Source organism: Pseudomonas syringae CC1557 (genome assembly GCF_000452705.1).
GTDB classification, from domain to species: domain Bacteria; phylum Pseudomonadota; class Gammaproteobacteria; order Pseudomonadales; family Pseudomonadaceae; genus Aquipseudomonas; species Aquipseudomonas syringae_F.
This window is the reverse complement of record NZ_CP007014.1, coordinates 4,018,916-4,044,967: the sequence shown is the minus strand read 5'-3', so window position 1 is coordinate 4,044,967 and position 26,052 is coordinate 4,018,916. Positions and strand designations below refer to the sequence as shown.

Genomic DNA, 26,052 nt, shown 5'->3' with positions numbered 1-26,052 from the left:
CATCTTTTTTATCGTTGTAACTGGCAAGATTTTATTTCTTTCAATGGGCAGTTTGCCGAGCGTCAGCACCGATACGTGGTGGCGGCAGGCCGCCCTCACGTTGTCGATGATCGCCTCAGTAGTGGCAGCAGCAGTTACGGCAGCTCATGGCTGGCATAGAACGCGCCGAGTACTTTGACCAGATGCGCCAGGTCGTGGCTGCCGGCCAGTTCCCGGATCGAGTGCATGGCAAACGTCGGCAAACCGATATCGACCGTGCGAATGCCCAGATGGCTGGCGGTGATCGGTCCGATGGTCGAACCGCAGGCCATGTCACTGCGCACCACAAAGCTCTGCACCGGAACCTCTTCGGCCATGCACAGGTGGCGGAAGAAACCGGCGGTCTCGCTATTGGTGGCGTAGCGCTGATTGCTGTTGACCTTGATCACTGGCCCGGCATTGAGTTTCGGGCCATGGTTGGCGTCGTGTTTGTCGGCGTAGTTGGGGTGTATACCGTGTGCGTTGTCGGCGGAGATCATCAGTGACTTCTGAATGGTCCGCACATAATCCTCGCTGCTCGGCAGCAGGCGCCGGACGATCTGTTCCAGCATTGCGCCATCTGCGCCACAGGTCGAGGACGATCCGACTTCTTCGTGGTCAGTGCAGACCAACAGCGCTGTTTCGTCACTGTTAGTGTTGAGCAACGCTTGCAGCCCGGCAAAGCACGACAGCAGGTTGTCCAGGCGCGCACCGGCGAGGAAATCGCCATGCAGGCCAACGATGGCAGCGCTTTGGGTGTCGTAGAAGCTCAGCTCGTAATCCAGCACCACATCGGCGTTCAGGCCATGTTCGCGTGCCAGTTGGTCAGTCAGCAGCGCGCGGAAGTCGGCGCGCTCGTCACCGGCCACTTGCGCCAGAATCGGCGGCAGCTCGGTCTGCGGATTGATGGCACGGCCTTCGTTAACCGTGCGATTCAGGTGAATGGCCAGATTGGGAATGACCGCAATCGGCAATTTGAAGTCGATCAGCTGACTTTCGACCTTGCCGTCGCGGCGGAACGTGACCCGGCCGGCCAGCGACAGATCGCGGTCGAACCACGGTGCCAGCAGTGCGCCGCCATAGACTTCGACACCCAGTTGCCAGAAACCCTGACGTTGCAACTCGGGTTGCGGCTTGACCCGCAGGCAGGGGCTGTCGGTGTGCGCGCCGACCATGCGGATACCGCCGGTCAGTGGTGACTGACGGCCCATTCTGAACGCGACAATGGAGGAGTCATTGCGCGTCACATAGTAACGACCTCCCGTTTCGACGGCCCAGGTGTCACGCTCGTCCAGCCGCTGAAACCCGGCAGCTTCGAGGTGTTGCACGAGGGTGGCGGTGGCGTGGAAGGGGGTAGGGGAAGCCTTGAGGAAATCGATGAGGCCTTTGTTCAACTCGTCGCGCATAAATAGCTCCAGACAGCAATGGCGCGAGTTTACCGCATTGGATGATTTGCTGCCTTGGGTTGCGCTTATCGAGATACCCAAGCCCGACGGGCTCTCGTGCCAACGCTCTGAGGTGCATGCGCTTCGTGACGCTCTGCGTCACACAGCGGTTCTGTGATGTCAGTGGGTTTGAGGCTCGACTCAAGTCACCTTTTCGCCCCTCGGCGAGTTACTTTGATGGGGCCAAAGTAACCAAACCCCCTGGCTCCGTTTCCGGCCCGACTTCGTCGGGTTCCTTCGTCCTGACACTGATCCGGGGGTCGCCGCAACGGGCCATCCATGGCCCGGTGCGGCTTGCTCGGCGTCCTGCCGAGCTACCCCCGGATCAGTGTCAGGACTCAGCCGTCACTTACGTCGCACTCTGCGTCGTCAGTACCATTGCGATCGAAAAGCGTTTCTTTGGCAGTTGCTACGGGGTAAGGCATTACGTTACGCCGTATCGGATATCTGTGACGCGGAGCGTCACGAAATGCATGCCAACGCAGAGCATTGGCACGATGTTCAAAGCTCAGTGTTCAAAGCTCAGTGCTTTGCGTGGGCAAGAGTGTCAGTGTGTTGCTCAGTACCCATTCAGATCAAAAAGGCGCAGGGCATTCGAAGGTAAGACGCTCGCCGGTACCCGGATGCGTGAAGCTCAACATGCTGGCATGCAGGCACAGGCGCGGATACGCCGCCAGCGCCTCGGGGTGGGCGTACAGACCATCGCCCAGCAGCGGATGCCCGATTGACAGCATGTGCACGCGCAGTTGATGCGAGCGGCCGGTGATCGGCGTGAGCTCGACGCGGCAGTACGTGTCATGCCGCTCCACAACCTTCCAGAACGTCAGCGCATGCTTGCCGCCTTCGTGGTCCACCACATGGCGCGGCTTGGTCGGCGGGTCGTAGCGCAAGGGCAGGTCGATGCTGCCGCTGTCCAGCGACGGCTGGCCCCAGCACAGTGCGGTGTAGGCTTTTTCGGTTTCGCGGTCATGAAACTGACGCGACAGTTCGCGATGCGTGTCGGCATCACGCGCCAGCAGGATGATCCCGGACGTTTCCCAGTCCAGACGATGGACAATGCGGGCCTCGGGAAAACCGTTTTCCTGCAGGCGGGTAATCAGGCAATCCTTGTTGTCATCGGCGCGGCCGGGGACGGAAAGCAGCAGGGTAGGCTTATCGATCACCAGAACGGCAGCGTCCTGATGGATGATGCGGATGTTCGACAACGGCATGCAACGGCCTCGAAACGCTAGAAACGCCAACGGCGGTAAAGGCGCAGCTTCCGCAGAAGTGCGCCGATACCGCCGCCAGCGACTGCCGGATCAGCGATCTGGCAGGGTGATATTGAGTTCCAGAATCGAACAGCTGCCCTGGCTTTCCAGAGCGACCTGAACCTGATCAGACTCGATATTGACGTATTTACGGATCACTTCCACCAGCTCTTTCTGCAACGCAGGAAGGTAGTCCGGGGTACTCCGCTGGCCACGTTCGTGGGCAACGATGATCTGTAGACGCTCTTTCGCTACCGAGGCCGTGCTTTCTTTTTTGCGGTCACGAAAGAAGTCAAAAATATTCATCATTTACCCCCGAACAGACGTTCAAAGAATCCTTTCTTATTCACATCCAGAAAACGGTGCTCAAGTGTTTTGCCCAGCAGGCGGTCGACCGCATCGCTATAGGCCTGACCTGCATCGCTCTGGTCATCCAGAATGACCGGCACGCCCTGGTTGGACGCCTTGAGAACCGCCTGGGACTCTGGAATCACGCCCAGCAGGGTCACAGCGAGGATTTCCTTGACGTCTTCCACGCCCAGCATCTCGCCCTTGCTGACGCGCTCAGGGTTGTAACGCGTAAGCAGCAGGTGTTCCTTGATCGGGTCCTGGCCCAGTTCGGCGCGACGCGATTTGCTGGCCAGCAGCCCCAGCATGCGGTCAGAGTCGCGTACCGACGAAACTTCAGGGTTGGTCACGACAATCGCTTCATCGGCGAAGTACATCGCCAGATGAGCACCGGTCTCGATGCCGGCCGGCGAGTCGCAAACCACGAATTCGAAGGTTTCCTTCAATTCCATGAGGACTTTTTCAACGCCCTCCTTGGTCAGTGCATCCTTGTCACGGGTCTGGCTCGCGGCCAGAACAAACAGGTTCTCGATCTTCTTGTCCTTGATCAAGGCCTGCTGCAGGTTGGCTTCGCCATTGACCACGTTGACGAAGTCATACACCACACGACGCTCGCAGCCCATGATCAGGTCGAGGTTACGCAGGCCGACGTCGAAGTCGACGATGACTGTCTTGTGGCCACGCAGTGCGAGACCTGTACCGATGGCGGCGCTGGTAGTGGTCTTGCCCACACCACCCTTGCCGGATGTAACTACGAGAATCTTGGCCAAGGTGAATCACCCCTAGATGAAAAGGACGTTTAGTCCCTGAAGAGCATCTCGTGACGCAACGTGGGTCGAAGAATTCTGGAAATCAACAGGCATGGTCCTGGAAAGCTAGCACCCGGCTACTACTTTCAACTCATATACCGACTGAAAAACAACGTTTTTCAGGATTTCCTACCGCCTTGACGACCTTTTCGCGACGAATCAGAGACACTTTGAAAATTGCGGCAGTATCCGTTAAAGACGAATGATGTTCAACACATCACCGGAAAGGCTTATCTGGACCGGCGAGCCCCATAACGGGTCCCGGCGCAGGTCCTCGGAGACCTTATATTGCCCGGCGATCGAAATCAGCTCGGCGCTGAGTTGCTGGCAGAAGATCCGTGCCCGCGTGTCACCCTTGATACCTGCCAGTGCCCTGCCGCGCATTGGGCCGTACACATGGATGTTTCCATCGGCCAGAAGTTCCGCACCGGGACTGACCGGAGCGACCACGACCAGATCGCCACCCTGGGCATAGATCTGCTGGCCGCCGCGTACCGGAGCGGTGATCACGCGGGTCGGCTTGATGATGGGTTCAGGCGGTTTTTCCGGGACCTTTTTCGGCGCTTCGGCTTCGACCGGGTCCAGCACGCGCTCGCGGGCACCGGACGGCGGCAGCACTGGCAGATCGACGGCGATGGCCGCAGCGATGTCTTCGATACGATTGGCACGGATCGCCAGGGTACGCAGGCCGTGCTGGCGACAGATGCGCACCAGACCGGGCAAATCCACCGGCCCTTCGTGGGGGGCGAGCTTGTCGAGCGCGAGAATCAACGGTGTATTGCTGAAGAAATTGGGGGCCTGCGCCACTTTCGCCGCCAGTTGCCTGTCGAGCGCTTCGAGGTTGGCTCGGGTCAGCTCCATCACGGTGATGGCGAGCATGCTGCCCTTGAGCTGAAATACGGGTTCCGGGTTTTGCGATTCAATCTGGCTCATGGTTGATATACACAACAGCTTGTCGCTAAAAGTGCCGAGACTTATAGCGAGAACGCCCGCGAGCCGCAAGCGGGTCGAACCGTTGTAGAATGCGCGGCCTTTGTTCTGACGGAAGCCCAAATGGATCGCCCGCGCTTTAAAGCCAGTTTCCTTCACCCCCGTTTCTGGCCGTTGTGGCTGGGGCTGGGGCTTTTGTGGCTGATTGTCCAGTTGCCGTTTCGGGTCTTGCTGGTCATGGGTCGTGCGTTGGGCGCGATCATGTATTGCGTGGCCACTGATCGAAAAAATATCGCCTCACGCAATCTGGAGCTGTGCTTCCCGCAGTTGTCCGCCGCCGAGCGCAAGCGCCTGCTGAAGGAAAACTTTGCCTCCACGGGTGTCGCCTTCTTTGAAATGGCCATGAGCTGGTGGTGGTCCAGAGCGCGATTGGCAAAGCTGGCCCATGTCGAAGGGCTTGAACATTTGCAACAGGCTCAGCAGAAGGGCGAGGGCGTGATTCTGATGGCATTGCACTTCACCACGCTGGAAATCGGCGCGGCGCTATTGGGCCAGCAGCACACCATCGACGGCATGTACCGCGAGCACAAGAGCCCGCTGTTCGACTTCATTCAGCGTCGTGGTCGCGAGCGTCACAATCTCGACTCCCTGGCCGTCGAGCGCGACGATGTGCGCGGCATGCTCAAGTTGCTGCGCGCCGGACGTGCCATCTGGTACGCGCCGGATCAGGACTATGGCGCGAAACAGAGCGTGTTCGTGCCACTGTTCGGTATTCAGGCCGCGACGGTGACCGCCACCAGCAAGTTCGCCCGATTGGGTCGTGCGCAAGTGGTGCCGTTCACCCAGCAGCGTCTCGCCGATGGCAGTGGTTATCGGTTGGTGATTCATCCTCCGCTGGAAGATTTTCCGGGTGAGAGCGACGAAGCGGATTGCCTGCGCATCAACCAGTGGGTAGAAAAGGCCATTACCGAATGCCCGGAACAATATCTTTGGGCCCATCGACGTTTCAAAAGTCGACCGGCAGGTGAACCGAAGCTATACACCAAGCATAAATAAAGCGTCTTCGATCACCGAGGTCAGTTGTAGATGCCAGATCCTGCCGTTCAGAACAACGTAGTGAGCAGTCATGTCGAGCCTGTAACCGGGCTCATTCTGTCCGGCGGCGGCGCGCGTGCCGCCTATCAGGTGGGGGTCCTTGCAGGTATCGCCGACCTGTTGCCTGCCGGCTCGCCCAATCCCTTTCCGGTCATCGTCGGTACGTCGGCTGGCGCAATCAATGCCGTGAAGCTGGCCAGCGGTGCGTTGCATTTTCGCATCGCCATTCACCAGTTGACCGAGTTCTGGCAGTCATTTCGCAGTCATCAGGTATTGCGCAGCGACTGGTCGGGTGTGATTCATCAGGCCAGCCGGTTTTTCGGACGCAGCCTGATGGGCTTCGGGCGCAACATTCCGGTGGCCTTGCTCAACAGCTCGCCGCTACGTGACCTGCTCAATGAGCGACTGGACCTTTCCGGGATCGAAGCCGCCATCAACGCCCACCATCTGCGCGCGGTAGCGGTAACAGCTTTCGGCTACGAGTCGGGGCAGGCGGTCACGTTCTATCAAGGTCGGGGCACCATAGAGCCCTGGCTGCGTCATCGGCGCACCGGCCGGCCGACACAGCTGACCGTGGATCACCTGCTGGCCAGTTCGGCCATCCCCTTGTTGTTCGCCCCCGTGATGCTGGATCAGGAGTACTTTGGTGATGGCGCTGTGCGTCAGTCCGCACCGATCAGCCCCGCGCTGCACCTCGGCGCCAACCGTGTGCTGGTGGTGGGCGTCAGCGGCAATCCGCGCGGGCTCAAGACTGAAAGGCCTGCACCGCGCCCGCCGAGCGGCGTTCAGCCTACTCTGGCGCAGATCAGCGGTCACATGCTCAACAGCACGTTCATTGATAATCTGGAAAGCGATATCGAGTTGCTGGAACGGCTGAACACGGCCAGCGCGCTGTTGCCCGACGAGCAGATCAGGCAACCGGGGATGGAGCCGGTGGAAGTACTGGTGATTTCCCCAAGCCGCCCGCTGGACGAAATCGCCGCCCGTCACCGCCGCGAATTACCACCGGCACTGCGCACCTTTTTGCGCGGCCCGGGCGCGACCAAGAGCAGCGGTGCCAGTGTCCTCAGTTATCTGTTGTTTGAATCGGGCTATTGCAGCGAGTTGATCGAGCTCGGTCGTCATGATGCGATTGCCCAAGGCGCCGAACTGAAGCGGTTCCTGCGCCTGAAGTGATCGGGCTGGGCAGGCAGCCGGGGGTTTTGACAGCTTGACCGGTCAAGCCGTCAAACGATCTTCCCGGAAATCACGAATCGCCTGCTCGATCTCTTCCTTGGTGTTCATCACGAACGGCCCGTACTGGACGATTGGCTCAAGCAGGGGTTTGCCTGCAATCAACAGCACTCGCGCGCCGCCGGGACTGCCGATCCGCAGCTCGCCCTGGTCAGACAGGCGCGCCATTTGACGCAGACCAACCGATTGGCTGCTGCCTTCGACCTCGATGCTGCCTTCATACACATACAACAACGCGCGGTGGCCTTCGGGCACCTGGGGGTTGATGCTGCTGCCAGCTGGTAAATGAAAGTCCAGATACAGCGGCTCGGTGTCCGGGCGCTGCACTGCGCCGGCCTGGCGAAGGTTGCCGTCATCGAAATGACCGGCGATCACCACCACCCCGACACCGGACTCTGTGGTCAGGCGAGGAACATTTTCCGGCTGTATATCCTGATAACTGGCGTCAGCCAGCTTGTTCTTGCCTGGCAGGTTCAGCCACAGCTGGAAGCCACGCATGGTGCCTTCTTCCTGTTCAGGCATCTCGCTGTGGATGATTCCGCGTGCCGCGGTCATCCATTGCACGCCGCCGCTCTGCAGCAGGCCGACATTGCCCATGTGGTCTTCGTGGCGCATCCGGCCTTCAAGCATGTAGGTCACGGTCTCGAAACCACGATGCGGATGAGGCGGGAAGCCCGCAATGTAGTCATCGGGCTTGTCCGAGCCGAACTCGTCGAGCATAAGAAACGGGTCGAATTGCTCTACGCCCCGGCCGCCGAATACGCGAGTCAGGCTTACACCTGCGCCATCGGACGCCGGTTGGCCAGCATGGATGGACAGCACTTTACGAAATTGAGTCATGGAAACAGAGCACTCCTGATCAGGTGACAGTGAGTGTCATGGTAAGCCTGAATTATCGATAAACAGATTCGAATCCCGGGCAGGAATGATCGTATTTGTCGATACATCGAAAAGGCTGTCGAAACAGCCTGGGCAGGTTAGTGAGTGCTGCCTTGCGCAGACATCGCCAGCAGCTGTTTTTCCTGATTCCAGTCAAACGGCTCATCGTTCTGCTCGGCTTCGTAGCGACGTTCTTCCAGCGCCTGATACAGCTCGATCTCATCATCCGGCATGAAATGCAGGCAGTCTCCGGCGAAGAACCACAGCAGGTCGCGAGGCACCAGATGGGCGATCTGCGGATAACGCTGGATCACCTGACAGAGAATATCCTGGCCCAGGTACTGGCTTTCAATCGGGTCCAGCGGCAGTTGTTCGACCAGTTCGTCAAAGCGCTCCATGAACAGCGCATGACTTTCTTCCGGAACCTGCTCGGCCTCGCCCAGCGCGACCAGAATGCTGCGCAGATGTGCCAGCAGGCCCAGTTGGTAGTCGAGAGTGGCGTCGGCCATCGGGTAATCCTCAAATGCAAAACAGGCGCGAGAGTATAAAGCTCTACGCGCCTGCTGTGTGGTAAGACCTGATGGTTAGCGGATTTTGCCCGCTGTCAGGGTCAGTTCTTCCTTGTCGAAATCGTCCACGTCGATCACCACACGACGCGCCGCTTCGGCTGCACGCAAGGTCTGCACCTCGTCAGCCTGCAACACACCGATGCGCAATGCCGCGTCGATAGCGTGCTCGCCTGCCTCGGGTTTGACCTGGCCACTTTTGAGCGCCACTTGCAGTTTCTTGTGCAGCGGGTAAGCAGTACTCAGCAGATCGACAGCATGTTGCAATGCACCGACCGGGTCTTCTGCCGATTGCGGGCGATAGCAGCCAGCCAGCAACTCTTCCAGGGTCGGATCGCCCTTGGTACGGCCCAGCACTTGCGCAACTTCGGCGTCCAGTTTGTCCGATGGCCCCTTGTGGCGACGGCCGAACGGGAACACTACTGCACGTAGCAATCCGCCCAGTACCCGGTTGGGGAAGTTGCTGAGAATCTCGTCCATCGCACGTTCCGAGTGCCCAAGGCTTTCTTCCATTGCCCAGCGAAACAGCGGGCTCATGTGGTCCGGCGAGCCGAGATCGTGATAGCGCTTGAGGGCTGCCGACGCCAGGTACATGTGGCTGAGTACATCACCCAGGCGTGCCGACAGTCGTTCGCGACGCTTCAGTTCGCCGCCCAGCAGCATCATGCTCAAATCCGCCAGCATGGCAAATGCCGCCGCCTGACGGTTCAGTGCGCGGAAATAGCCCTGGCTCAGACTGTTGCCCGGCACGCGTTCAAAGTGCCCGAAGCCGAGGTTGAGAATCAGCGTGCTGGCCGCGTTGCTCACTGCAAAACCGATGTGCTTGAGCAGTAAGGTGTCGAACTCGGCCAGTGCCTGTTGTTTGTCTTCGCGTCCAGCCAGCGCCATTTCCTTGAGTACGAACGGATGGCAACGAATCGCGCCCTGGCCGAAAATCATCAGGTTGCGCGAAAGAATATTGGCGCCTTCAACGGTGATGAAAATCGGCGCGCCTTGCCAGTTGCGACCCAGATAGTTGTTCGGGCCCATGATGATGCCCTTGCCACCGTGCACGTCCATGGCGTGGCCGATGCATTCGCGGCCGCGTTCGGTCAGGTGGTACTTGAGGATTGCCGACAGTACCGATGGCTTCTCGCCCAGATCGACTGCATTGGCGGTCAACATGCGTGCGCTGTCCATCAGCCAGGCGTTACCGCCGATCCGTGCCAACGCTTCCTGAATGCCTTCAAAGGCCGACAACGGCACATTGAATTGCTCGCGCACCTTGGCGTACTGGCCGGTCACCAGACTGGTGTACTTGGCCGCGCCAGTGCCCACCGCAGGCAGCGAGATCGAACGACCCACCGACAGGCAGTTCATCAGCATCATCCAGCCCTTGCCCAGCATCGGCTGACCACCGATCAGGTAGCTCAGCGGGACGAACACATCCTTGCCCGAGTTAGGGCCGTTCATGAACGCCGCCCCCAGTGGCAGATGACGACGGCCGATTTCGACGCCCGGTGTGTCAGTCGGGATCAACGCGAGGCTGATGCCCAGGTCATCTTCCTCGCCGAGCAGGTGTTCGGGGTCGTAAGCCTTGAACGCCAGGCCGAGCAGGGTGGCCACCGGGCCGAGGGTGATGTAGCGTTTTTCCCAAGTCAGGCGCAGGCCGATGACTTCTTCGCCTTGCCACTGGCCCTTGCAGATGATGCCGGTATCGGGCATCGCGCCTGCATCGGAGCCCGCGAGCGGGCCGGTCAGTGCGAAGCACGGGATGTCTTCACCGCGAGCCAGACGCGGCAGATAGTGGTTGCGTTGCTCGTCGGTGCCGTAATGCAGCAGCAATTCAGCAGGGCCTAGGGAGTTGGGGACCATCACGGTGGACGCCAGATCGCCGCTGCGGGTGGCCAGTTTCATGGCAACCTGAGAGTGGGCGTACGCCGAGAAGCCCTTGCCGCCGAATTCTTTCGGAATGATCAAGGCGAAGAAACCGTGCTCTTTCATGTGCGCCCAGGCTTCGGGCGGCAGGTCCATCGCCTGACCGATCTCCCAATCGCTGACCATCGCACACAGATCTTCGGTCGGGCCGTCAATAAAGGCCTGCTCTTCTTCGGTCAGTTGGACCTTTGGATAAGCCAGTAACTTGTCCCAGTCCGGACGACCGCTGAACAGCTCGCCGTCCCACCAGACAGTCCCGGCATCGATCGCGTCGCGCTCGGTTTCGGACATGGGCGGCAACACTTTCTGGAACCAACTGAACATCGGTGCGGTGAAATGCTTGCGACGCAGATCGGGCAGTATCAGCGGTATGAATACCGCTAGCCACAACAGCCAGAATACGGTCAGCAGCCATCCTGGCGCGTGGCTGAAAACGCCCATGGCCAGCAGGTAAACAGCCACTACACCAAGCGCCGGGAGCGGGTCGGTCCGTCTGTGAGCCAGCCAGGCAATGCCGACGACCAGCACTACAATCCACAACAACAGCATAGGTATTCCTCCGTGATGACAGCCGCCCTGGCAGCTGTCAGGAACTGATCGCCAGGCAGTGTCGAGGCGATATCGATAGTGACCCTCGCTTGGCGAGGAAGTTGCCGCAGGATCCGGGTAGACTGGCGTTCGGTTGGTTTCAGGACATTACTGCTCAACACACTCTCATACATTCGGTGCTAAGCGAGGGGAACGCAATGCTTAAGATCTGGGGACGGAAAAATTCCAGCAATGTGCGCAAGGCACTCTGGATTGCCGAGGAAGTCGGGGTTGCGTACGAAACGCAGGATGCCGGTGGCGCATTCGGGCTGGTCGACGAGGCTGCCTACCGGGCGAAGAACCCCAACGGCCGTATTCCGATGATCGAGGACGGTGACTTCGTGCTGTGGGAGTCCAACGCCATCGTGCGTTATCTGGCTGCCCGCTATGCTCCGGATTCCGACCTTTACCCAACTGACGTACAGGCGCGCGCGCTGGCCGACAAGTGGATGGACTGGACGACGTCGACCATTGCCGGTCCGATCAGCCCGGTATTCTGGGGTGTGGTGCGAACGCCAGCCGACAAGCAGGACTGGATAGCCATTGAGCAGGGCATCAAAACTCTGCACAGTCTGCTGCAGATCGCCGATGACGCCCTGTCCCGTCAGCCCTGGCTGTCCGGCGAGACATTCGGCATGGGCGACATTCCCCTGGGATGCTTTGCATACAGCTGGTTTGAAATGCCGATTGAACGTCCGCCATTGCCTCACCTCCAAGCCTGGTATGAGCGACTCAAGGCCCGCCCGGCGTATCGCAAGGCGGTCATGAGCCCGTTGACCTGACTGCGTTCGACTCACGCGCTTCCGGGTTGCTTGTCGGGCCCATGTCTGACGCTTGATATGTACTATTAACAGATGTGTCTGTACTTGAACGGCCCGGCCACGCACCATTGCCTGGCTGGGTCGTTACGGACGGCGGCTGTTTCCAGCCAGATTCATTTCCTTTTTCCTGATGGGTATTCCTTCCTCTATGTCTTCTGCTCTGTCCATTCGGCAGCTCACCAAAACCTACGGCAACGGTTTCCAGGCCTTGAGTGGCATCGACCTGGACGTGGCTGAAGGTGATTTCTTCGCTTTGCTTGGCCCTAACGGTGCCGGCAAATCCACTACCATCGGTATCATCTCGACACTGGTCAACAAGACCAGCGGAACGGTGAACATCTTCGGCCACGACCTGGATCGCGAGCCTGCTGCGCTGAAACGCTGCATTGGCGTGGTGCCGCAGGAGTTCAACTTCAACCAGTTCGAGAAGACATTCGACATCGTCGTGACTCAGGCTGGTTACTACGGCATCCCGGCGAAGATCGCCAGGGAGCGTGCCGAGCAGTACCTGACCCAGTTGGGCCTGTGGGACAAGCGCGACGTGCCTTCACGCTCGCTGTCCGGCGGCATGAAGCGACGTCTGATGATTGCCCGCGCGCTGATTCACGAGCCGCGGCTGCTGATCCTCGACGAGCCCACCGCGGGTGTGGACATCGAACTGCGCCGCTCGATGTGGACCTTTCTCACTGAGCTGAACAGAAAGGGCATCACCATCATTCTGACCACTCACTACCTGGAAGAGGCCGAGCAGCTGTGCCGCAACATCGGCATCATCGACCATGGGGTGATTGTGCAAAACACCGGCATGAAGCAATTGCTCGCCACGCTGACCGTCGAAACGTTCGTGCTGGACCTCAAGGAATCCTGGCAGAGCGCTCCGCAATTGCCCGGTTTTCCCTGCCGCCTGCTGGACAGCCACACCCTGGAAGTCCAGGTCGACAAGAATGTCGGCATCACCGCGTTGTTCAGCCAGTTGGCGTTCCAGAACATCGAAGTGCTGAGCCTGCGTAATAAATCCAATCGCCTTGAGGAGTTGTTTGTGTCTCTGGTTGAGAAAAACCTGGCGAAGGTGGCGGTATGATCGAGCAAAATGGCGAACTGCGGCCCAACCTGATTGCCCTGAAAACCATCGTCTATCGCGAAGTCCATCGCTTTATGCGGATCTGGCCGCAGACGCTGCTGCCGCCAGCCATCACCATGGTGCTGTACTTCGTCATCTTCGGTAACCTGATCGGCCGGCAGATCGGTGACATGGGTGGTTTCACCTACATGCAGTACATCGTGCCGGGCCTGATCATGATGTCGGTGATCACCAACTCCTACGGCAATGTGGTTTCAAGCTTCTTCGGTGCCAAGTTTCAGCACTCCATCGAAGAGCTGATGGTCTCGCCGGTCTCACCGCACACCATCCTGATCGGCTACACGCTGGGCGGCGTGCTGCGTGGGCTTATGGTGGGGTTCATCGTCACTTTGCTGTCGATGTTCTTCACCGACCTGCAAGTGCATCACCTTGGCGTGACCATCATCGTGGTCGTGCTGACAGCGACGATCTTCTCGCTGCTGGGGTTCATCAATGCTGTGTTTGCCCGTAATTTCGACGATATTTCGATCATCCCGACCTTCGTTCTGACCCCGTTGACCTATCTGGGCGGCGTGTTCTACTCGATCAACCTGCTGCCACCGTTCTGGCAGACCGTGTCGCTGGCCAACCCGGTGCTGCACATGGTCAACGCCTTCCGCTATGGCATTCTGGGTGTGTCCGACATCAAGATCAGCATCGCCCTGGCGTTCATGATCGTCGCGACCATCGTGCTGTACGTCGGTTGCGCACGGTTGCTGGTGAGCGGGCGCGGTATGCGTCAGTAACACATTGGTCCCGACCCGCCAGGCTGGCGGGTCGAACCGTGTTGATCCCTTTCCTTTCAAATGCTGCAACACTTCATCCTTTCTGACGTTCCGATACTGCGCTAATCCTTAAGGCTTTCTGCTTCAAGGAACCCTCATGCGCACAGGGATGATCGCGCTCGCACTGGGGCTTGTTGCCCTGCGTTTTCTGCCTGCGTTGCCGCCTGCCTGGCTGTTGTTGCTGATGCCGGTACTGGCATTGATGCTGCTGCCGTTTCGCACTTATCCATTGGCGTTGTTTCTGCTCGGTTTCACTTGGGCCTGCATTTCAGCGCAGTGGGCGCTGAATGACCGTCTGCCGTCCCGGCTGGACGGGCGGACGCTGTGGGTACAGGGCCAAATAGTCGGTTTGCCGAGTGTTGCCGAGGGCGTGGTGCGTTTCGAGCTGGAGGACGCCAGCTCACGACGGTCGAAACTGCCTGCGCGCATTCGCCTGGCCTGGTACGTCGGCCCCGAGATACGTAGCGGCGAGCGCTGGCGTCTGGCGGTCAAACTCAAGCGTCCGGGCGGACTGGTCAATCCGGATGCCTTCGATTATCAGGCCTGGCTGCTGGCCCAGCGTATCGGCGCTACCGGCACCGTGGCAGACGGTCAGCGGCTGGCCCCAGCGCGCGGTGCCTGGCGCGATGGCATTCGTCAGCGGCTGTTGGCCGTCGATGCGCAGGGCAGAGAAGGTGGTCTGGCTGCCTTGGTGCTGGGCGATGGCTCTGGTTTGTCGCGCACCGACTGGCAAGTGCTGCAAGACACCGGCACGGTGCATCTGCTGGTGATTTCCGGTCAGCACATCGGCCTGCTGGCCGGGGTGGTTTACGCGCTGGTGGCAGGTTTGGCACGTTGGGGGCTGTGGCCACGCGCTTTGCCATGGTTACCCTGCGCGTGTGGGTTGGCGTTTGCTGCGGCGTTGGGGTACGGGTTGCTGGCTGGTTTCGACGTGCCGGTACGGCGTGCCTGTGTGATGGTCGCCATGGTGCTGCTCTGGCGTTTACGCTTTCGGCATCTGGGTGTGGTCTGGCCGTTGCTGCTGTCATTCAACACGGTGCTGATCTTTGAGCCACTGGTGACATTGCAACCGGGTTTCTGGCTGTCCTTTACGGCGGTCGGCATTCTGGTTCTGATTTTCAGCGGCCGGCTGGGTGCCTGGAGCGGGTGGCAAAGCTGGACCCGTGCGCAATGGCTGATCGCCGTAGGCCTGCTGCCGATTCTGTTGGCGCTGAACTTGCCGATCAGCCTCAGTGGCCCGTTTGCCAACCTTATTGCTGTTCCGTGGGTCAGCGTGATCGTCCTGCCGCCTGCACTGATCGGTACCTTGCTGCTGCCCATCCCAGTGTTGGGTGAAGGTCTATTGTGGCTGGCCGGAGGCGCGCTGGAATGGCTGTTCGTGTTCCTCGCCCTGGTCGCCGGAGCGCTGCCGGCCTGGTTACCCAGCGCCGTGCCAGTCTGGGCATGGGGCTTGAGTCTTTTCGGGGCCTTGCTGTTGTTGCTGCCCAAGGGCGTGCCGATGCGTCCGTTGGGCTGGCCCTTGCTGTTGCTGTGCGTGTTCCCGCCGCTAGAATCGGTGCCGACGGGGCGGGTCGACGTACTGCAACTGGATGTGGGTCAAGGACTGGCGATTCTCCTGCGTACCCGTCATCACACGCTGTTGTACGACGCCGGCCCGCGTTTCGGTGAGTTCGACATCGGTGAGCGGGTGGTCGTACCGGCCATTCGCAAGACCGGTGTTCGTCATCTTGATCTGATGCTGATCAGCCACGCCGACGCTGATCATGCCGGTGGTGCCCGGGCGGTTCATCAGGCATTTCCCGTGACCAGGGTGCTGGGCGGTGAACTGGCCAGGCTCGCCCCGCAACTTGATGCAAGGCTGTGCGAGAGCGGCGAGCGCTGGGAGTGGGATGGCGTGATATTCACCACATGGCGCTGGGAGCAGGCTCCCGATGGTAATGCGGCCTCCTGCATCCTCAGCGTCGATGCCGGTGGCGAGCGTCTGTTGCTGACCGGCGACATCGATGTGCATGCCGAGCGTGCGGCCATCGACAGCGGGTTCGACCTGCGCGCCCACTGGTTGCAGGCGCCACATCACGGCAGCCGGTCCTCGTCCTCGAAACCCTTTCTTCAGGCTGTAGCGCCCGTCGGCGTAGTGATTTCCCGAGGGCGCAACAATGCCTTCGGGCATCCGCACCCTTCGGTCATGACGCGTTATCGATGGTTGGGCATATCGAGTTATGACAGCGCCGAGCTGGGCGCCATTCATCTGCAACTGGGTGCATTCGGCTCGCCCCGGGCAGAACGTGCGCAGCGGCGGTTCTGGCGCGATTGAGCGTATGGATATCGATCTGGGCGCTCGGCATTCAACGACCCTATGGTAGAGTGGCGCCAATTTTCGATGGAGTGATCACTGTGTGGGAACTGGTCAAGTCTGGCGGCTGGATGATGCTGCCGATCATTTTGAGTTCCATTGCCGCTGCCGGCATTATCATCGAGCGTCTGTGGACACTGCGTGCCAGCCGTATCGCGCCGCCGCATCTGTTGGGACAGGCCTGGCAGTGGATTCAGGAAAAAAAGCTCGATAGCGAAAAGCTCAAGCAACTGCGTGCTGACTCGCCGCTGGGTGAAATCCTCGCTGCAGGTCTGGCCAACTCCAGGCATGGTCGCGAGATCATGAAAGAATGCATCGAAGAAGCCGCGGCCAGGGTTATTCATGATCTGGAACGCTACCTGAGCGCGCTGGGCTCGATTGCAGCAATGGCACCCCTGCTTGGTCTGCTCGGTACAGTATTGGGCATGATCGAAATTTTCGGTTCGTTCAACAGTACCGGCGCGACGGCCAATGCCGGTGTGCTGGCAAGCGGTATTTCCAAGGCGCTGATCTGTACGGCATCGGGTCTTATCGTCGCGATTCCGGCGATCTTCTTTCATCGCTTTCTGCAGAGCCGTGTCGACGAGCTGGTGGTCGGCATGGAGCAGCAGGCCATTCGTCTGGTTGAAGTCGTGCAGGGCGACCGTGATGTCGATCTGATTGACGCCAAGGTTGATCTCAAATCGCTGGCCAGGGCGGGCGGGAGCAAGAAAAAGTGAAATTTCGCCGCCGCAGACCCCGCGAAAACATCGACATCAATCTGGTTTCCCTGATTGATGTGGTGTTCATCCTGCTGCTGTTCTTCATCGTGACGACCACCTTTACCCGTGAGACCCAGTTGCGCGTGGACCTGCCGCAGGCAGTTACCGGCACGCCGGAGGTGGACGCCGCTGCGAAACATCTGGACATCGCGATCAATGCCGACGGGATCTTTTCCCTGAACAATCAGTTGTTGCCGAAAAACGACCTGGCCACGCTGATCGAGGCCTTGCAGCGCGAGTCGGCGGGCGATACCAGTTTGCCGCTGTCGATCAGCGCCGATGGCAAGACCCCGCATCAGTCGGTCATCACGGCCATGGATGCAGCGGGAAAACTGGGTTTCAGTCATTTGCGCATGACCACTGTCGAGGCCACATCGGCTAACTGATGGCATTTACCGACCGTTTGCTTGATGCCTGGTACACAGGCCACCCTGCGCTGACACTTTTGCGTCCGCTGGAAAGCCTCTACCGACGGGTTGTCGATCGTAAACGCTCGCGTTTTCTAGCCGGGGAGGGTGATATCTATCGCGCTCCGGTTCCGGTAATCGTGGTCGGTAATATCACTATCGGCGGCACTGGCAAGACGCCGCTGATTCTCTGGATGATCGAACACTGCCGTCGACGCGGTTTGCGAGTGGGTGTTGTCAGCCGCGGCTATGGCGCCAGGCCGCCAAGCCTGCCGTGGCGCGTTCTTCCCGGGCAAAGCGCCAGCGAGGCAGGTGACGAGCCTTTGCTCATCGTGCAGCGCTGTGGTGTCCCGCTGATGATCGATCCTGACCGCAGCAGCGCCGTTCGGGCCTTGCTCGCGGCCGAGCCTCTGGACCTGATTCTTTCCGACGATGGCCTGCAGCATTATCGCCTGGCTCGCGACCTGGAGCTGGTGCTGATCGATGCCGCTCGCGGTCTGGGTAATCGTCGCTGTCTGCCTGCCGGCCCACTGCGCGAACCGGTCGAACGCCTGGGCAGTGTCGATGCCTTGCTCTATAACGGAGCGACGTCGGATCGCGCCGATGGCTATGCGTTTACCCTCAAACCGTCTGCGCTGATCAATCTGCGCAGTGGCGAACGCCAGCCGGTAGAGTACTTTCCGGCCGGGCAGGCGCTGCATGCGGTCGCCGGAATCGGCAACCCGCAACGTTTCTTCAATACCCTCGAAGGATTACACTGGCGACCGGTAACTCACGCGTTTGCCGACCATGCGGTCTACAGTGCTCAGGCGTTGACCTTCAGCCCATCGTTACCCTTGGTCATGACCGAGAAGGATGCGGTGAAATGTCGTGCTTTCGCAGCCGAAGACTGGTGGTATCTGGCGGTGGATGCAGTACCCTCCGACGCCTTCGTCGGCTGGTTCGATGAGCAACTGCTACGTCTTTCTCCATGATTGCTTCAGGATCTCCTATGGACACCAAACTACTCGACATCCTCGCTTGCCCCGTCTGCAAGGGACCATTGAAGCTCAGCGCCGACAAGACCGAGCTGATCAGTAAAAGCGCAGGCCTTGCATACCCGGTTCGCGACGGCATTCCGGTCATGCTGGAAACCGAAGCACGCACCCTGACCACCGACGAGCGGCTGGAAAAATGACAGCAGCCTTCACTGTTGTCATCCCTGCGCGTTACGGCTCCAGCCGCTTTCCTGGCAAGCCGCTGAAAGTCATCGCAGGCAAGCCCATGGTTCAGCTTGTCTGGGAGCAGGCGCGCAAGAGCAATGCCGAACGCGTGGTGATCGCCACCGACGATGCGCGCATTGTCGAGGCGTGCCAGGCGTTTGGTGCCGAAGTGCTGCTGACCCGTGATGATCATAATTCCGGCACTGATCGTCTGGCCGAAGTTGCGGAGCAACTGGGGCTGGCGGCTGACGCCATCGTGGTCAATGTTCAGGGCGACGAGCCGATGATTCCGCCGGCAGTCATTGATCAGGTGGCGTCCAATCTGGCTGCACATCCCGAGGCTGGCATGTCGACGCTCGCCGAGCCTATCGATGATGTAGCGATGCTGTTCAATCCGAATATCGTCAAGGTCTCGACGGACATCAACGGTCTGGCCCTGACGTTCAGTCGTGCGCCATTGCCGTGGGCGCGTGACGCGCTGGCCAAGAGCCGCGACGAGTTGCCTGCTGGTGTGCCTTACCGCCGTCATATCGGGATCTACGCCTACCGCGCGGGTTTCCTGCATGACTTTGTTGGCTGGGGGCCTTGCTGGCTGGAAAACACTGAAAGCCTCGAACAACTGCGTGCGCTGTGGAACGGTGTGCGTATACATGTTGCCGATGCACTGGAAGCGCCACCCGGCGGCGTCGACACACCTGAAGACCTTGAGCGCGTAAGACGCCTGCTGGAGGTTTGATGCGACGTGTTCGGACGAGCGGGCAGGTGGGGCCATGACCTTGCAGATCCGCTCTGCGGTTTCCCTTAAACCGTTCAACACCTTCGGTGTCGATGTTCAGGCACAGCTATTTGCCGAAGCGCACAGCGATCAAGACGTTCGCGAAGCGCTGGCGTACTCCGCCGATCATGATGTGCCACTGCTGGTTATTGGCGGCGGCAGCAATCTGTTGTTGAGCGGTGATGTGCAGGCTCTGGTGTTGCGCATCGCAAGTCGCGGCCTGCGTATCGTGCGGGAAGACTGCCTTGAGTCAATCGTTGAGGCTGAGGCCGGTGAGCCCTGGCATCCGTTTGTACAGTCCTGTCTGGAACTGGGGTTGGCGGGGCTGGAAAACCTCAGCCTGATCCCTGGCACTGTCGGTGCAGCGCCCATGCAAAACATCGGCGCCTACGGCGTAGAAATCAAGGATGTCTTCCACAGCCTGACGGCACTTGATCGCGAGACGGGCGAGTTGCGTGAGTTTTCCCTGGAAGACTGTGCGTTTGGCTATCGCGACAGTGTGTTCAAGCAACAGGTCGCGCGCTGGCTGATCCTGCGTGTGCGCTTCAGGCTGACCCGTGAAGCCAGATTGCACCTTGAGTACGGTCCGGTTCGGCAGCGTCTGAACGAGCTGGGTATCGATAAACCGACCCCGTTCGATGTCAGCCGCGCAATCTGTGCAATCCGCAGCGAAAAACTGCCTGACCCTGCGGTGCTGGGCAATGCGGGCAGTTTCTTCAAGAACCCGGTGATTTCTGCCGACCTGTACGCCACGATCCAGCATGCACACCCCGGTGTAGTTGGCTATCCGCAGGCCGATGGCCGGGTGAAGCTGGCGGCAGGCTGGCTGATTGAACAGGCTGGCTGGAAAGGCTTTCGAGAGGGCGACGCAGGCGTGCACGCGCTTCAATCGCTGGTGCTGGTCAACTATGGCCAGGCGACTGGCTCGCAACTACTGAGCCTGGCGCGCCGCATCCAGGCCGACATCGCCGAACGTTTCGGCGTCGAGCTGGAGATGGAACCGAACCTGTACTAAGGACCAAGGCATGTGCCCGCATGTCTTTCGTTCCCGCAAGAGGTAAACGTCAGATATGAAAAAGCCCCGCCTGTTTGCACAGGCGGGGCTTTTTCATGGGCCGGGGTTAGATGAGGGGTTTATGCTCGGTCTCTTTCTCGGCTTCATGCTGCAACTGAATCACGGAGTCTTCAGTCTTGTGCTCGGAGGCCGGTGAAGGCTGGGCCGATTCTGCTTCAGCGGCAACCGGTGCTGCTTCGGCGACTGGAGCGCTGGCAGCAGAGGATTCCTGCTGACGACGTGCTTCTTCTTCACGCTTGCGGCGACGAACTTCACGTGGATCGTTCGGAGCGCGGCCGGTGCTGCTGACCGCTGGCGCGGCGGGTGCTTCTGCTGCTACTGGCTCTTGCTCTTGCGGAGCAGGGGTCTGTTCTTCAGCGGCGGCTTGAGGCGCGACGTAAGGAGCAGGCTCCTCTTTCACCGCTGCAGGCTCGACAGCTACTGGTTCGGCCGCAGGAGCAGGCACAGGCGTTGGCAGTTCAGACGATTCGGTGGCAGGCACTTCTTCATGGACCGCAGCTTCGACCGGCGCTTCTGGCGTAGGCTCTGGCGTTGGTTTGAACGGCACGACGCGTTCTGCGTGCGGTGCTTCGAACAGCTCGGACTGCGCAGCGATGGCAGGTGCTTCCACCGCTGCCGGCTGAACTTCTAACTCTGGAGCAGGCTGTGCTACTGGAGCATCGTCTGCTACCGGGGCTTCAACGGCAGGCGCTTCAACGGTCGGCTGTGCAGCAACTGGCGCTTGCGCGGCCGGTGCTTCAGTGACTGCTTCTTCAGCTACAGGCGCTTCGGTCGCTGCTGCTTCGGCAGCCGGGGCCTGTTGTGCAGGCTCCGCGTCCGGAGCGGATGAAGTGCTGTTGGCGCGTTCGGCCTGCTGATGCGCATCGGCTTCGGCTGGTGCGCTGATCACGCTGCTGGCGGCAGAGGCGGCGGCTGTGAAGCCCAGGCCAGCGGACAGATCGGCGCTGGCTTCTTCTTCATTATTACCGCTTTCTTCGGAGCCTTCGATCACATTGCCGTTGGCATCACGTTGACGCTCACGGCGGTTGCTGCGACGACGCTGGCCACGGGAGCGGCGACGAGGGCGATCGCCGTCGTTACCGTCGTTGCCATCGTTGATTTCCTGGTTGTCGTCCTGAGTCTGCTCTTCGTTGAGCAGCACTTCCTCTTCTTCGCCCACGGCAGCCGCGGCCTGTTCGGCACGTGGTTGACGTTCTTCGCGAGGGGCACGTGGCTGGCGTTCTTCACGCGGAGCGCGCTCTGGACGTTCTTCACGGGCAAGGCTCACCGCAGGTGCGGCATCCAGTGGCTCACGCAGTTCACGGACCGGACGGTCTTCACGAGCTTCACGCGGCTTGCGCTCACGGGAGGTGCGTGCCGGACGCTCTTCGCGTGGTGCCGACTCTTCACGGGCTTCACGCGGTTCACGTACGGCGCGTTCTTCGCGGGGTGCACGTTCTTCACGCGGCGCACGCTCGGCACGTTCTTCGCGTGGAGCACGCTCTTCACGAGGCTTGCGCTCTTCGTCACGACGATTGTTGCGGCCACGGCTCTGTTGGCGACCGTTGCGGCGTTCTTCGTTGCGTGCCGGACGCTGCTCGGCGGCAGGTTTTTCAACCACTACCGGAGCAACAGGTTCTTCCTTGGTCGCGAACAGGCTGACCAGGGACTTCACCAGGCCTTTGAACAGGCTTGGCTCAGGAACCACAGGTGCTGGGGTCGGAACAGGCTCTGCGGCTTCAACCGGAACCGGCGCATTGGCACGCGCGGGGGCGGTCTTGACGGCTGCTTCCTGACGAACCAGGGTGCGGGTTGCAGCAGCCAGCGGAGCAATTTCTTCCACTTCGGCAGCCGCAGCGGCGATTTCGTAGCTGGTCTGGTTGTTGTGCGCTTCCGGGCTGTCATCACGCAGACGCTGCACTTCGAAGTGCGGCGTTTCCAGATGATCGTTCGGCAGAATGATGATGCGGGCGCGAGTGCGCAGTTCGATCTTGGTGATCGAATTGCGCTTTTCGTTGAGCAGGAACGCAGCAACCGGGATCGGCACCTGAGCGCGCACTTCGGCAGTGCGGTCTTTCAGGGCTTCTTCTTCGATCAGGCGCAGGATCGCCAGCGACAGCGATTCGACATCGCGGATGATACCGGTGCCATTGCAGCGCGGGCAGACGATGCCGCTGCTCTCGCCCAGCGATGGACGCAGGCGCTGACGGGACATTTCCAGCAGGCCGAAGCGCGAAATGCGACCGACCTGAACGCGGGCGCGGTCGGCTTCCAGGCTTTCGCGGACTTTCTCTTCCACGGCGCGCTGGTTCTTGGCAGGCGTCATGTCGATGAAGTCGATGACGATCAGGCCGCCGATGTCACGCAGACGCAGTTGACGGGCGATTTCCTCAGCCGCTTCAAGGTTGGTCTGCAGGGCGGTTTCTTCGATGTCGCTGCCTTTGGTGGCGCGCGCCGAGTTGATGTCGATGGACACCAGTGCTTCGGTCGGATCGATGACGATGGAGCCACCGGAAGGCAGTTCGACAACGCGCTGGAAGGCGGTTTCGATCTGGCTTTCGATCTGGAATCGATTGAACAGCGGAACGCTGTCTTCGTACAGTTTGATCTTGCTGGCGTACTGCGGCATCACCTGGCGGATGAAGGTCAGGGCTTCTTCCTGGGCTTCGATGCTGTCGATGAGGACTTCACCGATGTCCTGGCGCAGGTAGTCGCGGATGGCGCGGATGATAACGTTGCTTTCCTGGTAAATCAGGAAAGGAGCGGAGCGATCCAGGGACGCTTCCTTGATGGCGGTCCACAGTTGCAGCAGGTAGTCGAGGTCCCACTGCATTTCTTCGCTGCTGCGGCCAAGACCGGCGGTACGAACGATCAGACCCATGTCGGCAGGGGCGATCAGACCGTTCAGTGCTTCGCGCAGTTCGTTGCGCTCTTCACCTTCGATTCGACGCGAAATGCCACCGGCACGCGGGTTGTTCGGCATCAGGACCAGATAGCGACCTGCAAGGCTGATGAAGGTGGTCAGGGCTGCGCCCTTGTTGCCACGTTCTTCTTTCTCGACCTGAACGATGACTTCCTGGCCTTCGCTCAGGACGTCCTTGATGTTGACGCGGCCTTCAGGGGCTTTCTTGAAGTACTCGCGGGAGATTTCCTTGAGGGGCAGAAAACCGTGGCGCTCAGAGCCGAAATCGACAAAGGCAGCCTCAAGGCTGGGTTCGATACGAGTGATTCGGCCTTTATAGATGTTGGCCTTCTTCTGCTCGCGTGCACCTGACTCGATGTCCAGGTCGTAGAGGCGCTGGCCGTCTACCAGTGCAACACGCAACTCTTCGGGTTGAGTTGCGTTAATCAGCATTCTTTTCATGTAGTACCGTCGGTTTCCGGGCTGCCGGAAACGGCGTTCGGCACACACGACTTCTCACGGTCGGTGTCAGGGCACGTCAGGAGTGGTTGAACACTCCAGTGTCTAGCGAGATCCTCGCCCAGAGGGGGCGGAGGGTCGCGACGACGTTTCCTGCTTGCTGTGGTGGCATAAGACACCCTTTCAGCAAAAGCTTTGTCAGGAGGAGGAATCGACCATCGGTAGCGGACGAGATGAAGCGTCTAGAACAAGCCTTGTGCTACACAGTCCGATGGTTGTGCGTCTCCACCCTACACGTATCCCTGATAATTCGGGTGCTGCCGCGCGCAGAATCCGCAGCGGGTTGGCATTTACCGCAATCTTCGAAAGGGAAGACTGCGCATCATGGCTTGAGGCGTTGTTCCCGAAGCGTTCGCTCGTTGCGTCTGGAAGCGACTGCACTTTGTGAACTGGCCATGAACTGTCCGCACCGACGGCGAGCTGTCTGCTCTGCTGTCGGGCGTGTATCCGGCCTCATGTCACCTGCGCCTGTTACGCTTTCATCGTGCTCCGTTGTCACCGAACGCCCAGTAGGACGGCCTCGCGTCCTCGTGAATTGCGTTGGTCAGGGCCGGTTGTCAACCGTTGATCCGCTGTCCGGCCGCTTATGGCGGCGTTCGCGACTATATCAGCAATCATTAAGTGCTTCAAATCCATAAAAAATTGTTATGATTTGCGGCATGACGAATATTGCCCCTCCAACCCCCGGCGTCCAGCTGGTTGAGGTTGCGCCGGAACTTGCCGGTCAACGCATCGATAACTTTCTGATCACTTATCTCAAGGGTGTGCCCAAGACCTTGATTTACCGCATTGTGCGCAAAGGCGAAGTGCGTGTGAACAAGGGGCGGACCAAGCCCGAGTATAAGTTGCAGGCAGGCGATATCGTGCGCATTCCCCCTGTGCGCGTGCCCGAGCGTGATGAGCCGGTGCCGGTCGCGCAGGCCCTCTTGCAGCGCCTTGAGGCTGCGATTGTCTACGAAGACAAGGCGCTGATCGTGCTGAATAAGCCGGCGGGCATTGCCGTGCATGGCGGCAGTGGCCTGAGCTTCGGTGTGATCGAGGCGTTTCGCCAGTTGCGCCCGGATACCAAGGAGCTTGAACTGGTGCATCGCCTCGACCGGGACACGTCCGGTTTGCTGATGATTGCCAAGAAACGCAGCATGTTGCGTCATTTGCACGAGGCCCTGCGTGGCGACGGTGTCGACAAGCGTTATATGGCACTGGTACGCGGCAACTGGGCTACTGCACAAAAGCAGGTGCGCGCGCCGTTGCTCAAGAGCAATCTGCGCTCTGGCGAGCGCATGGTCGAGGTCAATGAAGAGGGCAAGGAGGCGCTGACCCTCTTCAAGGTGCTGCGCCGTTTCGGCGACTTCGCGACCATGGTCGAGGCCAAACCTGTCACCGGACGCACGCACCAGATCAGGGTGCATACGCTGCACGCCGGTCATGCCATTGCGGGCGACACCAAATACGGGGACGAGAATTTCAGTCGCGAGATTCGCGATCTGGGCGGCAAGCGTCTGTTTCTGCATGCCTACATGCTGACCGTACCGATGCCTGATGGCAGCAAGCTGAATGTACAGGCGCCCGTCGATGAGATGTGGGCGAAGACCGTGGAGCGTCTGAGTGCAACGTGATTATGATCTGCTGATTTTCGACTGGGACGGCACGCTGGCCGACTCGGTCGGACGAATTATCCAGTCCATGCGCACGGCGGCCATCGAGAGCGGCCTTGAGGTGCGTGACGACTCCGCAATCAAGGACATTATCGGTCTGGGCCTGCCCGAGGCGATCCGGACCCTGTACCCGCAGGTCAGTGACAGCCTTCTGGTCGAGTTCCGGCAGCACTACGCTGGCGCCTACATGGCAATGGATAACGTGCCATCTCCTTTGTTTGAAGGCGTCGTTGAGTCGATGCAGGCGTTCCGCGAGGACGGCTATCATCTGGCAGTGGCCACCGGCAAGGCACGTCGCGGGCTTGATCGGGTGCTGAAAGCCAATGGCTGGGCTGACTATTTCGACATCACGCGGGCTGCCGACGAGACAGCCAGCAAGCCGGATCCGTTGATGCTCAACGAGATCATGGCGCACTGCGGCGTCGCGCCCGAGCGTTCGCTGATGATCGGTGATGCATCGTTCGATCTGTTGATGGCACGCAATGCCGGCATGGATTATGTGGCGGTGGGCTATGGCGCTCAGCCGCTGGAGTCATTGCGTCAGTTTGAGCCGCGTCTGGCTATCGAGCATTTTTCCGAGCTGCGCACCTGGTTGAACCGGCGCAGCGTCTAGTTTTTGG

23 protein-coding genes are annotated in these 26,052 nt (G+C 59.9%); 14 read left to right on the top strand and 9 right to left on the bottom strand.

The window, feature by feature from the left end:
• Positions 1–134: 134 nt before the first annotated feature.
• The 5 genes from N018_RS17790 to minC all read right to left on the bottom strand — a co-directional run bounded on the left by N018_RS17790 (position 135) and on the right by minC (position 4,803).
• Positions 135–1,424, bottom strand: a complete 1,290-nt coding sequence (locus N018_RS17790) for a M18 family aminopeptidase (protein WP_024643822.1) — start codon at positions 1,422–1,424, stop codon at positions 135–137.
• 614 nt (positions 1,425–2,038) lie between these two features.
• Complete coding sequence (locus N018_RS17785) at positions 2,039–2,674, bottom strand: RluA family pseudouridine synthase (protein WP_024645726.1); 636 nt, start codon at positions 2,672–2,674, stop codon at positions 2,039–2,041.
• Between the two features lie 90 nt (positions 2,675–2,764).
• A complete protein-coding gene (gene minE, locus N018_RS17780; protein ID WP_002552653.1) occupies positions 2,765–3,019 on the bottom strand; it encodes a cell division topological specificity factor MinE in 255 nt (84 codons plus the stop codon).
• Entirely contained in the window at positions 3,019–3,831 is an 813-nt protein-coding gene (minD, locus tag N018_RS17775; RefSeq protein ID WP_024645725.1) for a septum site-determining protein MinD, read from the bottom strand. Before minD ends, minE begins: the two co-directional genes overlap by 1 nt.
• Positions 3,832–4,062: 231 nt before the next feature.
• Entirely contained in the window at positions 4,063–4,803 is a 741-nt protein-coding gene (gene minC / locus N018_RS17770) for a septum site-determining protein MinC (RefSeq protein WP_025390371.1), read from the bottom strand.
• Positions 4,804–4,923: 120 nt separating this feature from the next.
• Between minC and N018_RS17765 the strand changes: the two genes are divergently transcribed.
• Positions 4,924–5,856, top strand: a complete 933-nt coding sequence (locus N018_RS17765) for a lipid A biosynthesis lauroyl acyltransferase (RefSeq protein ID WP_024645723.1) — start codon at positions 4,924–4,926, stop codon at positions 5,854–5,856.
• 30 nt (positions 5,857–5,886) lie between these two features.
• On the top strand, positions 5,887–7,071 hold the full coding sequence (locus tag N018_RS17760; RefSeq protein WP_024645722.1) for a patatin-like phospholipase family protein: 1,185 nt from the start codon (positions 5,887–5,889) through the stop codon (positions 7,069–7,071).
• A 42-nt stretch (positions 7,072–7,113) separates the two neighbouring features.
• Here the strand turns inward: N018_RS17760 and N018_RS17755 are convergent, their stop codons facing one another.
• From N018_RS17755 to N018_RS17745, 3 genes are all read right to left on the bottom strand, one after another.
• Complete coding sequence (locus N018_RS17755; protein WP_024645721.1) at positions 7,114–7,968, bottom strand: pirin family protein; 855 nt, start codon at positions 7,966–7,968, stop codon at positions 7,114–7,116.
• Positions 7,969–8,105: 137 nt separating this feature from the next.
• Complete coding sequence (locus N018_RS17750; RefSeq protein ID WP_024645720.1) at positions 8,106–8,516, bottom strand: PA2817 family protein; 411 nt, start codon at positions 8,514–8,516, stop codon at positions 8,106–8,108.
• A 75-nt stretch (positions 8,517–8,591) separates the two neighbouring features.
• Complete coding sequence (locus N018_RS17745) at positions 8,592–11,039, bottom strand: acyl-CoA dehydrogenase (protein ID WP_025390370.1); 2,448 nt, start codon at positions 11,037–11,039, stop codon at positions 8,592–8,594.
• 197 nt (positions 11,040–11,236) lie between these two features.
• Between N018_RS17745 and N018_RS17740 the strand changes: the two genes are divergently transcribed.
• From N018_RS17740 to murB, 10 genes are all read left to right on the top strand, one after another.
• Positions 11,237–11,860, top strand: a complete 624-nt coding sequence (locus tag N018_RS17740) for a glutathione S-transferase (RefSeq protein ID WP_025390369.1) — start codon at positions 11,237–11,239, stop codon at positions 11,858–11,860.
• Between the two features lie 187 nt (positions 11,861–12,047).
• Positions 12,048–12,980: an ABC transporter ATP-binding protein gene (locus N018_RS17735; protein ID WP_024671866.1), complete on the top strand. Its 933-nt coding sequence runs from the start codon at positions 12,048–12,050 to the stop codon at positions 12,978–12,980.
• Complete coding sequence (locus N018_RS17730) at positions 12,977–13,765, top strand: ABC transporter permease (protein ID WP_025390368.1); 789 nt, start codon at positions 12,977–12,979, stop codon at positions 13,763–13,765. The genes N018_RS17735 and N018_RS17730 overlap by 4 nt, the downstream gene beginning before the upstream one ends.
• Positions 13,766–13,901: 136 nt before the next feature.
• Positions 13,902–16,118, top strand: coding sequence for a DNA internalization-related competence protein ComEC/Rec2 (locus N018_RS17725; protein WP_025390367.1), 2,217 nt, complete (start codon positions 13,902–13,904; stop codon positions 16,116–16,118).
• Between the two features lie 80 nt (positions 16,119–16,198).
• On the top strand, positions 16,199–16,876 hold the full coding sequence (locus N018_RS17720; RefSeq protein ID WP_024645714.1) for a MotA/TolQ/ExbB proton channel family protein: 678 nt from the start codon (positions 16,199–16,201) through the stop codon (positions 16,874–16,876).
• Complete coding sequence (locus tag N018_RS17715) at positions 16,873–17,304, top strand: ExbD/TolR family protein (RefSeq protein WP_007253407.1); 432 nt, start codon at positions 16,873–16,875, stop codon at positions 17,302–17,304. Before N018_RS17720 ends, N018_RS17715 begins: the two co-directional genes overlap by 4 nt.
• Positions 17,304–18,299 carry a tetraacyldisaccharide 4'-kinase gene (gene lpxK, locus N018_RS17710; RefSeq protein ID WP_025390366.1) on the top strand — a complete coding sequence of 332 codons (996 nt, stop codon included), beginning with the start codon at positions 17,304–17,306 and terminating at the stop codon, positions 18,297–18,299. The genes N018_RS17715 and lpxK overlap by 1 nt, the downstream gene beginning before the upstream one ends.
• 17 nt (positions 18,300–18,316) lie before the next feature.
• The gene (locus tag N018_RS17705; protein WP_025390365.1) at positions 18,317–18,502 is read left to right on the top strand and encodes a Trm112 family protein; all 186 of its coding nucleotides are present in this window, start codon (positions 18,317–18,319) and stop codon (positions 18,500–18,502) included.
• A complete protein-coding gene (gene kdsB, locus N018_RS17700) occupies positions 18,499–19,263 on the top strand; it encodes a 3-deoxy-manno-octulosonate cytidylyltransferase (protein ID WP_025390364.1) in 765 nt (254 codons plus the stop codon). Before N018_RS17705 ends, kdsB begins: the two co-directional genes overlap by 4 nt.
• 34 nt (positions 19,264–19,297) lie before the next feature.
• The gene (murB, locus tag N018_RS17695; RefSeq protein ID WP_024645711.1) at positions 19,298–20,317 is read left to right on the top strand and encodes a UDP-N-acetylmuramate dehydrogenase; all 1,020 of its coding nucleotides are present in this window, start codon (positions 19,298–19,300) and stop codon (positions 20,315–20,317) included.
• Between the two features lie 106 nt (positions 20,318–20,423).
• Here the strand turns inward: murB and rne are convergent, their stop codons facing one another.
• Positions 20,424–23,711 carry a ribonuclease E gene (rne, locus tag N018_RS17690; protein ID WP_025390363.1) on the bottom strand — a complete coding sequence of 1,096 codons (3,288 nt, stop codon included), beginning with the start codon at positions 23,709–23,711 and terminating at the stop codon, positions 20,424–20,426.
• 725 nt (positions 23,712–24,436) lie between these two features.
• On the opposite strand from rne, the gene rluC reads away from it, so the two are divergent.
• Both rluC and N018_RS17680 read left to right on the top strand, forming a co-directional pair.
• A complete protein-coding gene (gene rluC, locus N018_RS17685; protein WP_024645709.1) occupies positions 24,437–25,393 on the top strand; it encodes a 23S rRNA pseudouridine(955/2504/2580) synthase RluC in 957 nt (318 codons plus the stop codon).
• A complete protein-coding gene (locus N018_RS17680) occupies positions 25,383–26,045 on the top strand; it encodes an HAD-IA family hydrolase (protein ID WP_025390362.1) in 663 nt (220 codons plus the stop codon). Before rluC ends, N018_RS17680 begins: the two co-directional genes overlap by 11 nt.
• Positions 26,046–26,052 lie beyond the last annotated feature (7 nt).